This window comes from Acinetobacter sp. Ac_5812 (genome assembly GCF_013072695.1).
In the GTDB taxonomy this organism is placed as follows: Bacteria; Pseudomonadota; Gammaproteobacteria; order Pseudomonadales; family Moraxellaceae; genus Acinetobacter.
The window spans coordinates 43,837-56,387 of sequence record NZ_LXUK01000009.1; the positions used below are offsets into that span (position 1 = coordinate 43,837).

The following is a 12,551-nucleotide window of genomic DNA, read 5'->3' on the forward strand; positions in this document are numbered from 1 at the left end:
TCCTTATTTGACCCGTTGACCTGTAATTTCATTAAAGAAGGCTTTGTTATCGGGCTCTCTGCCTAAGAAGTCTTTAACCAGTTGTGCCGCATTCTTTTGACTGCCTTGTGACAAAATCGCCTGACGGTAGCGCTGTCCCACTTCTGGATTATTCAAATTATCACCAAAAGCCGACAACATATCCAAGGCCAATACTTCAGACCACATATAGCCATAATAGCCCGCTTGATAACCCATCAAATGGCCAAACTGACCAGGGAACTCAGTGTTCGGTACATAGCCCAATGCGGTTGCCGATTCCATTTTTTTCCAGACATCCATCGGCTGTACTTTGAGTGCATCTGCGCCATGCAAAGCCATGTCATATTGTGCATATAGGGTTTGACGTGCATAACGCAGACCACGTCCATAATTGTGTACCGATTTAAGACGCTCAATTAATGCATCATCAACACGTGGACAAGCGGGGTCACAATAATCGGCTACTTTAGACAAGGTTTCTTTACGACGTGCCCACTCTTCATACATTTGTGATGGCGCTTCGACAAAGTCGCGCTCTACCGAGGTGCCTGACTGAGCTGAATAGCGGGTTTTCGATAAAATGCCATGCAGGGCATGACCAAACTCATGCACAAAGGTTTCTAGTTCGTCACTATTTAAACCTTTGCGGTTAAAGTTGGTGACCAACACTGAAATGGGTTTACGTTTGCTCAGCGTACTGCCGCCATATACACCCCAGACCGCAGCATGCCCGTACTTGCCTTCACGTGGGAATTTATCCATGTATAGGCCACCAAGCACTTCACCTGTTTTTTTGTCAGTGACATCGTAATATTCCACTTCATTTTGCCATGCATCGACTTTGGCTAGCTTAAATTCAATGCCATAAAGATCAGATGAAATCGCAAATAACCACTTCTGTGCAGCTAAGGTTGGGAAATAATCACGCAGTTTTTCTTGGTCAATTTGGTATTTTTCTTTACGGAGTTTTTCACTCCAATAATTGACATTCCAACGGTTAATTTCAGCTTTTTCTACAGTTGTGTTCAAGGTCTTGGCTTTGAATGCACGTAACTCCTCCACTTCTTTTTGCTCAAGTGGTGCAACCACTTTGTGTACATCTGCCAAGAAGGTATTCACTGTTTTTGGCGTTTTCGCCATACGTTTCTTCAAAGCCCAATCGGCATAGCTTGGCTGGCCAAACAGCTGTGCCAGTTCATAACGTAAGTCGATAATCTGTTTAAGCAAGACTAAGTTCTTTTCTGTACCGCGACGTGTAAATGCAGTTTGATAACGTTTGCGTGCATCATCACTGTCGGCCAACTCCATAAAAGGTTGGTATTCTGGATATTCAAAACCTAATAAATAATTGCCTTTGTCATTTTTCTTTAAGCCTGAAATATAACTATCTGGTAAGCCTTTTAACTCGTCAGGTGTAAATTCTAATTTTTCTGGGTTATCACGAATATTGCGAGAGAATTCTTGCGATAGTTTGGTCAACTCATCAAAAATTGTTTTGACCCGTGCCCTTTTTGCAGGTGGAAGTTGTACCCCTGTATCTTCAAAGGCATCAAGAATATCTTGGCGGTACTTCGTATCGATTACATCGTTGGCTTTGGTATTTTTAAAACGTTGATACAACTTCGGGTTCTGATAAATTTCGGTTTGTAGTTGATTGAGTTTGACCTCACAATCTTCAGCGGCTTGACGTAATTTAGCATCTGGATCAACGTTGCTATATAAGCTAATTGGCCCGGCAAAATCCTCGAAAGTTGCCATCAATTGATCCCACTCTGCCAACACAGGTGCAGCATCGGATTGCGGTTTAATGCTTTGTTTTTCCAGTTGAGAAATACGCTGCTTTAAAGTCTGTAAATTAGCATCGCACCATTGTGCACTTTCACTGCTTTTTAAAATCGGTAACGTGGTTCTTGTATTTTCAGCCCAAATGCCTTGACTCATCCCCGTGACTGCCATCGATAACAGTCCCAGTGTCGACAACTTCAATATTCTTTTCGCCATGCGCTTTCTCCAATTTAATCTGTTTGTTATTTCTTGTCTTGAATATCGATATACATCCATTCTGCTGGCAGAACAGGGTGTTTTTTATAACCAATCACACGCGGTTGAGCGACCACGGTACGGTAACGCGTCGACATAAATTGTACGGGCGAATAAAACTCTAACAACCGTGACATTTTGCGATACAGCATATCGCGCTCAGGACCATCCTCAAGTCTTAATGATTGCTCATAGAGACGGTCATATTCGGGCAATTTGAAGCAGGTGTGATTGGTTGCATGAATATTTTTGCCATAAAACAACTGCACAAAATTATCTGCATCAGGATAGTCTGCAATCCAAGCCGAAGCCTTAAACATGGTTTTACACTGTTTTTCTGCTTTTAAACCTTCAGCAAATGGAACTGGTTTTGACACCATATTAATTTTAATATTGGTTAAATCTTTCTTGAGCAACTCGGCCATTTGCATACTTCGTGCACTGCTGGTCGATGGCATAAACTCAATCACCAAAGGCTTTCCGTCAGGTAAAGTTCGCCAACCATCCTTGCCGACTTTGTAGTTGTAGCGATCCAATAGCAAGTTAGCTGCCTTTACAGAATAAGGAATACTGCTTTTATAATTTGGATCATGCCCTGCTACACCATATGGAATCGGTGATTCTAATTTTTTGGCATTCCCTTTGGCCAAGACAGTGATAAATTTTTCTTTAGAAACTGCCATGGACATCGCGCGACGCAATGCAATCTTATCTTTACTAAAACCACCAACAATCGGGTTCTGGATATTCCAATACAAATAATCAATCGAAGGATCTGAGATACGAGACAGTTGAATACCCTTCTTAGCAAGTTCAGGTTTTAATGAACCATCGGATTGCAAAGCCTGTGCAGGTAATTCACCATCAAGTGTAAATAAATCCAGTCCATCTTTCTGGAAAGATAACCAGCCGGATTGTGATTCTTCAATGACTTGAATATCGACCACACCGATTTGTGGCATTTTTTTGCCTTGCATCTGTTGTACGATTTTTTGATCTTCTGGACTGCTGGCCTGAAAGTCCCAGGTAAAACCACGATAATCTGGATTTGCCTTCAATATAATCCGTGAACCTGGTGTCCAATGTGACAGCATATAAGGACCTGTTCCCACAGGACGTCCCATCACATAGCCCGCCTTATCCCGATATTTTTCAATCACCTCTCGTGCCACTGCACCAGTGGGTTGATGCGCCAACAGCATCGGAAAATTATGATTGGGTTCTTTTAAACGAATCACCAAGGTATAACGATCAGGCGTTTGTAGTCCCGCGATCGGCTGATCATAATTAAACTTTCCTGTTTTACTTGCTTGTTGAATAAGCGGTTCAATGCCCACAATTTTATCTTCAAATAACCAACTGTTAGGAGAATGCAGATTTGGATCAAGTAAGCGTTTAAATGAATACGCATAATCAGCAGCGGTGAGTTCACGTGGCTTGCCTTTAAATGCAGGGTCAGGTGTGAAATAAATCCCTTTCTGAATCCGAATGGTATAGGTCAACCCATCCGTACTCACTTCAGGTAATGCCACTGCCGTTTTTGGCACCAACTTGGCGGGCGAAGCTAAATAATCGTAGGTATAGAGCGTTTCAAAAATAGAATATAAGACATGAGCCGAATACAGGTCTTGTGTCGCTACGGGATCAAATCCCGTTTCCGCCACTGGAAAGGCATAACGTAAGACTTTTTTAGGATCAGCTGGGCTTTTCGCTTCTGTAATCGTTACCCCTAGACTTAATGTTGTCCCCAATAACAGCGCCAGACTAGTCCGTTGCATCGAAAGTTTAAAATTTTGCTTCATCATAAACGCATCACTTATTTTTGATTTGGTGAAACAATATCTAAATATTGCCAATTGGTATTCATAATTGGATGAGCTTTAAATCCCTGCACCTCAGGTTGAATCAACCAGTTCCGAATCCGCGTATCTTGTAAAATCCACGTTCCATCTGCTTCAATTTGGCGACTCATTTTTTCATAGAATGGCATACGTTTTTCAGGGGCTTGCTGCATCGCCTGTTTATATAAATTGTCATAAGCAGCTGACTGATAACAGGATTGATTACCACGACCAACATTCGGACCATAAAGCAATTGCGTGAAATTTTCACCCTCTGGATAATCGGCATGCCATGCGCCACTCCACATCATGTATTGACACTGGGTTGCGGCTTTTAAATTATCGGCAAAATTACTCACTTTAAAGTCTGCCCGAATTCCAATTGCATCTAAATTTTTCTTCCACAATTCAGAATACATCACGGAAGATGTTCCACTCTCGGTATTTATTTTTAAGGTTAAAGGTTTATCATTTGGGAGCTTACGATAGCCATCTGGGCCTTTTTTATAGCCGAAATGGTCCAATAATTTATTGGCTAAAACAGGATTGTAACCAATGCTACTGCGATAATTCGGGTTATGACCATTAATGCCTGCAGGTACCAGCATTTCAGCCTTAACCGCCTGACCTTTTCTTAAGATACGAATATATTCATTGACATTAAAAGACATCGCAATTGCACGTCTTAACGCAATTTTATCTAGGCTATTACCACCAACAACAGGATCACGCATATTCAACATTGAATAGGTGATCTCTGCCTCTTTATTGGCATATAGACGTATACCCTGCTTTTGCATTTCTGCTTTTAACTGATTATTTTGATCAAGCACCTTAGGTATTGCACTTGAAGTGACCTTATCAAAATCCAGTTGTTTGGACTGAAAGGCGAGCCAACGTGATTGTTCTTCTTCGATAATGCTGATATTGACTTTGCCAATTTGCGGCATTTGCTTGCCACTCATGTCTTTTACCAGTTGGTTATCCCACGCCGTGCCTGTCGATTTAAAGTTCCAGACAAAACCACGGTAATCCGGATTGGCAACCAGTTCGATCTTGCTGCGGGGTACATATTTGCTCAGCATATAAGGTCCCGTACCCACAGGATGCATGGCTAAACGATCTTTATAGTATTCAACCACTTCGCGTGCAGTCGCACCAAAGGTGCTATAGGCCAAAATATAAGGGAAATTATAATCAGGTTGCGTCAAGGTAAATTGAATCGTATATTTATCCAGTGCTTTAACGCCGTCAATCTTGGCATCATAGTTAAATGCGCCCGTTTTTTTGGCTTGATCCACCAATGCATTGGCACCCACAATTTTATTATCAATAAAAGAAAATGCTGAAGCATGATTTTGAGGATCTAATATCCGCTTAATCGAATAGACATAATCCTCTGCAACCAGCTCTCTACGTTTGCCTTTAAATGCAGGATCATCGGTAAAATAAATCCCGGGTTTTATTTTAAATATATAAACCTGACCATTTTTTTCAATCACAGGTAGGCTTTCTGCTGTTGATGGAACCAATTTCACGGGGTTAGCGAGATAATCGTATTGAAGCAATCTTTCAAAAATTACATCGGCCACATTCCCGCTGTAAAAATTAAAAGTTTTAACCATATCAAAACCATCATCTGGAGCTTCAAAAGCAACACTGAGTACTTTATCTGCCTGAGCAGGTGTTTTTGCATAGCCCATCGGTATAAATACAATAACGGTTGATAATACAGTGACCGTAAAAAAAGTTGACTTCAAATCAGTGCTCACATCATCGTTTTTTAATAAATACTAGACTTTTGCATAGCATTCAACACTACAACCGTTTCCCTTTCAGCATGTCTCATTCCAACTTTTTATTAAAAAATCATTTATTTAATGATGTTTTACCAGTTGGAAAAATTAAGTTAAAAGAAAAACCCCTTAAAGATGGAAAATTACCTTGCTAATTTCATGCCACTTTTCAAATAAAAAAATTATGTTTAATTTTTAATCAAAACGTATTTTTAGCAGATCTAATTTTCACGCATCTTAAATAAAAGTAACTTTATGCCAAATCATATTTTTATATATTATTTTCCATTTCAATGAAATAAAAATAACAAACCTAATGTTTTATAACAATAAAAACCACTTCGCACCAGAAAAAAGCAAAAATAAAACTTTATGATTCATTTTAATGCATTACAAAACCATACCTCATTTGGAACTTTATGGTAACCATTCCACATTTAAAATTATTTCAATATTTTTAATATTTAGTAAAAATATGAAAAGCTTATATATAAAAACTAAAACACTTTTACACATTTTATTCTACATTAAGCGAAATCTAAAAATAGGGTTTGGCACAGCTCTTGCTAAAACGGATTTATTGAATTTTTAGAGTGGCAATCCATTTAGGGGTTAAATAATCAATGAAAAAAGCCAACTTCGCTCAACCAAGTGCTCTGCCAAAAGCGAGCAGAACCATGCTTAAACTCAGTACGCTCAGTTTAAGTATGCTGTGTTTAACCATGACTCATGCTGCTGAGGCCGAATCGCCTTCCGAGGAAAAAGCAGCCAAAGTCGTAAAAGTTGCGGTTACAGGTTCATCCATTAAAGGAGTCGCAGCACAAAGTGCTTCACCGATTACTATTGTCAAAGTGGATGAAATTCTAAAACAAGGGGTCACAACAACCGAAGAAGCACTCTCAAAAATTACAGCCAATCAATCTAACTTTGTCACGGCTTCAAATGTCGGAACCAGTAGAACACAGGGATCTGCCGCAAATTTAAGGGGAATTGGTGCCAATAAGACTTTGGTTTTGCTGAATGGTCGCCGCTTAGCAGCCAATGCCTATGACAGCGGTGTCACCAATTTAAATATCATTCCGTTGGCGATGCTTGATCGTATTGAAGTGCTGAAAGATGGTGCATCTGCCATCTACGGTACCGATGCAATTGGTGGTGTGGTCAACTTTATTACCAAAAAACAATTTAGTGGCTTAAATTTCAGTGCCGACTACCAAAAACCAGAACAAACAGGGGGTGAGCAACAAAACTATTCCATCTTTGGTGGTTATGGCGATTTAGAGGAAAATGGATTCAATGTTTTCGGGGTTGTTGATTATCGACGCGGTGAAGATGTTATGGCGAAAGACCGTAAGGTCAGCCGTCGTGGGGGGGTGTTACCCGAATTAGGTGTCAATCGAACCAGTAGTGGTTCTTTCCCCGCAAATTTATACGATACAGAGACGGGTACTTTCGGCAGTCCATACGCCAAAACTGGGTGTGGCGATAATCCGCTATTCTTCAGCAATGACGGCGTAACCTGCCGTTATAACAGTCAAGCTGTGATTGGCATTATTCCTAAAACAGAAGACGTTTCTGTGATGGGGCGTATTACTGCCAAGATTAATGATCATTTCAATGCGATTGGTGAGTACGTTTACGCACGTAGTGAAGTGACCACATCCGTTGCACCTGACGTCTTTTTTGACTTACCGATGAATCCATCCAGTAAGTATTATCCTGGAAATGGCATCACGCCAGCTATGGATAATGTCAGTGGTCCATTAGAATTATATTTACGCTCACAAGCCGGTAATCGTGTCAGCAATAGTGTGAATGACTCACACCGAATCTTTGCTGGTCTTGAAGGTGACGCATATGGTTGGGATATTAGTACTGGTGTAACTTATGCCCGGAGTAACGCTGCCGATAACGTTTTAAATGGCTATCTCAACTACAATAAAACGGCCGCAGCATTATTAGATGGCACCCTCAATCCCTTTGGTGCACAAAGCTCAGCCGATGGTGATGTGTGGAGTGGATTAAGCGTCAAAGGTAAATATCTAGATGCGAAATTAGACTCAACCACAGTCGATTTCACGGCAAGCCGCCCGATCTATACATTACCAGCTGGTGATGTCGGTTTTGCTGTTGGTGCAAGTTATCGCCGTGACGATTGGCAATCGAAGACACTGGCTGAAATTGCAAGCGTCGCACCAAGTACAGGCGTCGATCCAAATGAACCCGTAAATGAAGGTTCGCGCAATATCAAAGCTGTCTTCACAGAATTACATATCCCTTTGCATAAAACTTTAGAAGCCCAGCTTGCAGCCCGATACGATGATTACAGTGATTTTGGTGATACCTTTAATCCAAAATTTTCCCTTCGTTGGGAACCAATTAAACAGTTAATGTTTAGAACCAGCTATACCAAAGGTTTTAGAGCACCAACCTTACAAGAAATGCATTCACCTAAATCCGTCACCAATACCGCAGCAACCTACAATGATCCATTACTTTGCCCAGGTGGCGTCCCAACAGCAGGTGCATTACCAGCGCGTGACTGTGGTATGCAATTTGATCGACAAAATGGCGGTAACCAAAACTTAGAACCTGAAAAATCAGATTCATTTACTGCGGGTGTGGTATTTGAGCCCATCAAAAACTTGGTCTTCACACTCGATTATTTCGATATCAAAGTGAAAAATCAAATTACCACCATTTCAGAGACGGCTATTTTTGCAGATCCTGTGAAGTATGCAGATAAATTCATCCGTAATGCAGATGGTTCCCTAAATTACATCAATACCACCAATCAAAACTTAGGCGGTATCAAAACCTCAGGATTTGATGTCGGCGCAGCTTGGCGTTCAGCAATGACCAGCACAGGTCAGTTTGGCCTCAGTATTGATGGCACTTATGTAACAGATTACCAATACCAAGAAAACAAGGGCATGCCATGGGTTGGTGTTGCTGGAAGTTATGCAGGCTTGGATTATCAGGCAATCGTTTTACGCTGGAAACACACGGCGAATTTAGATTGGCGCTATGAGAACTGGGCACTCAACTTACAGCAAAACTTCTCTAAAGGTTATAAAGACCAAAACTCTAATGGGCAAGACCATTCTGTAGGCGACTATACCACTTATAACCTTTCAGGCACTTATAAAGGTTTCAAGAACCTAGAACTCACACTTGGTCTTAAAAATATGTTTGATGCTGAACCACCTGCGTCAAATGTCGTCGATAACTTCCAAATGGGTTATGACCCACGTTATGCAGATGCTCTTGGTCGTAGCTATTTCGTTCGCGGTACCTATAAATTTTAATACGTTTCATCACTACGACATGAATATTGTTCTGTCGTAGTGATTTCACCGTAATCCTCTGTTTCATCACATTCCAAGCGGTTGTTGTCAGTCTAAATCGATACAAGCCGCCCCGAATGGATATGAATTACTGATTACAATTTCAGGAGTATTTATGGGCATCCCCTTTTCTGAGAGTGAAAATCAACCTGCCAAACGCCTTGTCGGTATTGGTCTGGTGTTATTTTTACATCTCATTATCGCCTATATTCTGATGACAAGTTTAGCGACCGACTTTAGCAAGCCTGTCGATAAGCCTGTAGAACTACAGATTATTCAGGACATCAAACCACCACCGCCTCCAAAACCAGAGGAACCAAAACCTAAAGAAAAGCCACCCGAGCCACAAAAAATGGTCGAAAAAGTGGCCAAGATGCCTGACCCACCTAAACAGGTGGAGAAAGTCACACCTGTGCAAAAACCAGCACCGGCTCAACCAACCAAAACGGCTGTTGCTACACCAACACCTACGCCTGCTGCAGCAAGTCCAAGTCCTGTTGCTGCTCCAACAGTGCCTGCCGCACCTGCTGCTCCAGCAAAACCCGCAGGAATTTCGCGCGGTGTTTCTGAAGGCGAAGCGGGATGTCAAAAACCTGAATACCCACGTGAAGCCTTGATGAATGAAGAAGAAGGTACGGTGCGTATTCGTGTACTGGTTGATGGTTCAGGCAAAGTGATCGACTCAAAAGTTAAAAAATCGAGTGGTAGTAAAAGCCTAGATAAAGCAGCAGTCAAAGCCTATAGCCTGTGCACATTTAAACCTGCAATGAAAGACGGTGTACCACAACAAGAATGGTACGAGATCGAATATCCATTCACAATTTCCTAATTAAATGCATTGAACAAACAAATTTTTTGGAGAATTTAAACATGACAAACACAGCAAAACGTATTTCTCGAATCGCAGCAATTGGCCTCATCGCAGGCAGTACATTACTGCCTGTTGCAACCGTGTGGGCTGATGAAACAACACAAACCACCGCAGTCACAAGTGTGAGTACAGATGCGACAACCCAAGCTGCACCGACACCACCGCCATTACCTGCAACTGTAGAAAAAGTACATAACCCTTATGGTTTAGAAGCCCTCTGGCGCGAAGGTGATTTAGTGGCAAAATCAACGCTATTTATCTTGGTACTGATGTCGATTGGAACGTGGTACATCATTCTGTCTAAAGTTTTTCAACAAAGTAAAATCAAACGTCATGGTACCGAAGCTGAACGTCATTTCTGGGAAGCAGAGTCTTTAAATAGCGCTGCAGAAAGTTTAAATAGCAATAGCAGCTACCGTTATATTGCTGAAAAAGGCATTCGTTCAACCAAACATCATGATGGCACCTTATTAGAGCGCATTGATTTCAACACATGGGTGACGATTTCAATCCAACGTGCAATCGAAAAAGTACAAAGTCACTTAAGCAATGGTCTAGCCTTCCTCGCCACTGTGGGTTCAACCGCACCCTTCGTAGGCTTATTTGGAACAGTTTGGGGGATATATCACGCGCTTACTGCGATCGGTATTTCAGGCCAAGCATCGATTGATAAAGTAGCTGGACCTGTAGGTGAAGCACTGATTATGACGGCAATTGGCCTTGCAGTCGCGGTTCCAGCCGTACTTGGTTATAACTGGTTAACCCGTCGTAATAAGGCGGTCATGGACAATGTCCGTTCATTTGGTTCAGACCTACATGCCGTACTCCTCAGCGGTGACTTAAACAGTAATCACCCAAACCGTGATTCTAAATAAGGAACACCATTATGGGCATGATGATGAATTCAGATCAAAGTGACGATGATGTCATCGGGACGATTAACACGACTCCGCTGGTCGACATCATGCTGGTGCTGCTGATTATCTTTTTAATTACAGTTCCAGTGGTCACGCACACTGTTCCGGTAAAACTACCTGAAGAAAAAAATACCCCTTATGCCACCACCCCACAAAATATTCAGCTTTCCGTCAATAAAACAGGGGATATTTTCTGGAATGAACAACACGTTGCAAATAAAGAAACTTTACTTGCCCGTTTACAAGCTGAAGCACAAAAGCGTCCTCAACCTGAGGTTCATATTCGTGGCGATCAACAGACACATTATGAAGCGATAGATCAGGTAATCAGCACAACACAGCAAGCAGGGATTGGCAAAATCGCTTTTGTTACCACTCCCCCTGCTTCTACACCATAACAGGAGAATCACACATGGGTATGAATGTGGGTTCAAAAAATGATGAAGAAGATGTGATGCTCGACGTCAACATGACACCGCTGATTGATGTCATGTTGGTGCTGCTGATTATGTTCATTATCACCATCCCAATTCCAAACAACGCCATTAACATTAATTTGCCAAATGGTACACCACCACCGCCAACGGATCAGAAGCCACCCGAAACCATTAATTTACGGGTTGATGCGCAAGGGCATATTTTTTGGAATGATCAAGCGGTTGCTGATCGTTCAGCCTTAAAAGCCTTGTTTGATTCGGTCGCGCAAAAAGTTGATCAAGATCAGATTAAGTTTAAACCTGATGCACAGGCTGAATATAAGAATATCGCGATGGTGATGGCACTCGCTCAACAGAGCAATGTCACCAAAATCGGTATCGTCAGTAATAACTAAATAATAAAAACAAAAAATTAATCAGATAACTACAATTTTACTCCTGCGCTAACAAGTTCGCTTGTTAGCTTTTTTTATTTTATTTCATTGATCACGATCGGAATAAGTTTACTACTCACCTTATAACCTTGTGGCTTATTATTACAGGCATCCCCTGTCACGGTGGTTCGAATCACATAAGGGGAATAAGGCATCACATTTAAATAGCCTGAATTATCTCGACCAGTACGACAGTCTTCTGCCCCCAGTTTTTCATCATAACGTCCGTCATAAGAAGACTCCTCCACCTCGGTAATCAGTTTGCTTGTCCACTGAGTGAAATAAACTAAGCTTTTACTCGATTCAACAGTACCTTGTCCTGAGCCTGCGCTTTCAATTTCGATCAGTTGAATCGGTTTAGCTTTATAAACGGTTGGATGCACTTTAAAGCTATTTGATTGACCACCAAACTCTTTTAGGATTCGCGCCTGCTTTAATTTTGGACGGGTTAACACATAGCCAGCCCAAAAATTACGTCCTGCATTTTCAAAACTCACACCCGATAAATAGGCTTCTTCTCCTGAGATCAGTTTTACTGCTTCGGTAGAATCAATCTGAATGGCTTGAGGAGGATTGGCATTTGAATCTTGTAAGTTAGTGATCCAACTGATAATGGTTTTATCTGGAGGTACAGCAGCATGAGTAGTCGAGATTAGACCTGACAGGCAGAGGGTTATAAAAATAAAATTCTTTTTATTCATTATGATTTCTCTTTAGTGATTAAATCTGAAAGCGGTCTTGACGGAGTCTCTCCCAGCTCTCATCCGATCATAGGAAAACCTTCTTACTTTTCATCTTTGAAAAGTAACAAAAATCTTTTGTTAGACTGACGGTACGTCCTGAGCAA

9 protein-coding genes are annotated in these 12,551 nt (G+C 41.4%); 5 read left to right on the top strand and 4 right to left on the bottom strand.

What is annotated here, in order from left to right; translation table 11 throughout:
• Nucleotides 1-3: 3 nt before the first annotated feature.
• The 3 genes from A7P55_RS07885 to A7P55_RS07895 are packed head-to-tail and all read right to left on the bottom strand — an operon-like array spanning nt 4 to nt 5,662.
• Nucleotides 4-2,022 (bottom strand): M3 family metallopeptidase, encoded by a 2,019-nt coding sequence (locus A7P55_RS07885; RefSeq protein WP_171551720.1) that lies wholly within the window; start codon nt 2,020-2,022, stop codon nt 4-6.
• A gap of 26 nt (nt 2,023-2,048) precedes the next feature.
• On the bottom strand, nt 2,049-3,863 hold the full coding sequence (locus tag A7P55_RS07890) for an ABC transporter substrate-binding protein (RefSeq protein ID WP_171551841.1): 1,815 nt from the start codon (nt 3,861-3,863) through the stop codon (nt 2,049-2,051).
• Between the two features lie 14 nt (nt 3,864-3,877).
• On the bottom strand, nt 3,878-5,662 hold the full coding sequence (locus A7P55_RS07895; protein ID WP_171551721.1) for an ABC transporter substrate-binding protein: 1,785 nt from the start codon (nt 5,660-5,662) through the stop codon (nt 3,878-3,880).
• Nucleotides 5,663-6,321: 659 nt separating this feature from the next.
• Here A7P55_RS07895 and A7P55_RS07900 point away from each other — a divergent pair.
• The 5 genes from A7P55_RS07900 (at nt 6,322) to A7P55_RS07920 (ending at nt 11,665) form a co-directional block, all read left to right on the top strand.
• On the top strand, nt 6,322-9,006 hold the full coding sequence (locus tag A7P55_RS07900; RefSeq protein WP_171551722.1) for a TonB-dependent receptor: 2,685 nt from the start codon (nt 6,322-6,324) through the stop codon (nt 9,004-9,006).
• Between the two features lie 154 nt (nt 9,007-9,160).
• Nucleotides 9,161-9,874: a TonB family protein gene (locus A7P55_RS07905; protein WP_171551723.1), complete on the top strand. Its 714-nt coding sequence runs from the start codon at nt 9,161-9,163 to the stop codon at nt 9,872-9,874.
• A gap of 41 nt (nt 9,875-9,915) precedes the next feature.
• Complete coding sequence (locus A7P55_RS07910) at nt 9,916-10,791, top strand: MotA/TolQ/ExbB proton channel family protein (RefSeq protein WP_119055277.1); 876 nt, start codon at nt 9,916-9,918, stop codon at nt 10,789-10,791.
• A gap of 11 nt (nt 10,792-10,802) precedes the next feature.
• Nucleotides 10,803-11,231, top strand: a complete 429-nt coding sequence (locus tag A7P55_RS07915; RefSeq protein WP_171551724.1) for a biopolymer transporter ExbD — start codon at nt 10,803-10,805, stop codon at nt 11,229-11,231.
• A 14-nt stretch (nt 11,232-11,245) separates the two neighbouring features.
• Entirely contained in the window at nt 11,246-11,665 is a 420-nt protein-coding gene (locus A7P55_RS07920; protein ID WP_171551725.1) for a biopolymer transporter ExbD, read from the top strand.
• Nucleotides 11,666-11,739: 74 nt separating this feature from the next.
• Here the strand turns inward: A7P55_RS07920 and A7P55_RS07925 are convergent, their stop codons facing one another.
• Complete coding sequence (locus A7P55_RS07925) at nt 11,740-12,405, bottom strand: hypothetical protein (RefSeq protein ID WP_171551726.1); 666 nt, start codon at nt 12,403-12,405, stop codon at nt 11,740-11,742.
• Between the last annotated feature and the right edge of the window lie 146 nt (nt 12,406-12,551).

Excerpts from the sequence above, each read along its gene's own strand:
- A7P55_RS07910 (WP_119055277.1), top strand. The coding sequence starts at position 9,916 with ATGACAAACACAGCAAAACGTATTTCTCGAATCGCAGCAATTGGCCTC.
- A7P55_RS07890 (WP_171551841.1), bottom strand. The coding sequence starts at position 3,863 with ATGAAGCAAAATTTTAAACTTTCGATGCAACGGACTAGTCTGGCGCTG.
- A7P55_RS07905 (WP_171551723.1), top strand. The coding sequence starts at position 9,161 with ATGGGCATCCCCTTTTCTGAGAGTGAAAATCAACCTGCCAAACGCCTT.
- A7P55_RS07885 (WP_171551720.1), bottom strand. The coding sequence starts at position 2,022 with ATGGCGAAAAGAATATTGAAGTTGTCGACACTGGGACTGTTATCGATG.
- A7P55_RS07900 (WP_171551722.1), top strand. The coding sequence starts at position 6,322 with ATGAAAAAAGCCAACTTCGCTCAACCAAGTGCTCTGCCAAAAGCGAGC.
- A7P55_RS07915 (WP_171551724.1), top strand. The coding sequence starts at position 10,803 with ATGGGCATGATGATGAATTCAGATCAAAGTGACGATGATGTCATCGGG.
- A7P55_RS07920 (WP_171551725.1), top strand. The coding sequence starts at position 11,246 with ATGGGTATGAATGTGGGTTCAAAAAATGATGAAGAAGATGTGATGCTC.
- A7P55_RS07925 (WP_171551726.1), bottom strand. The coding sequence starts at position 12,405 with ATGAATAAAAAGAATTTTATTTTTATAACCCTCTGCCTGTCAGGTCTA.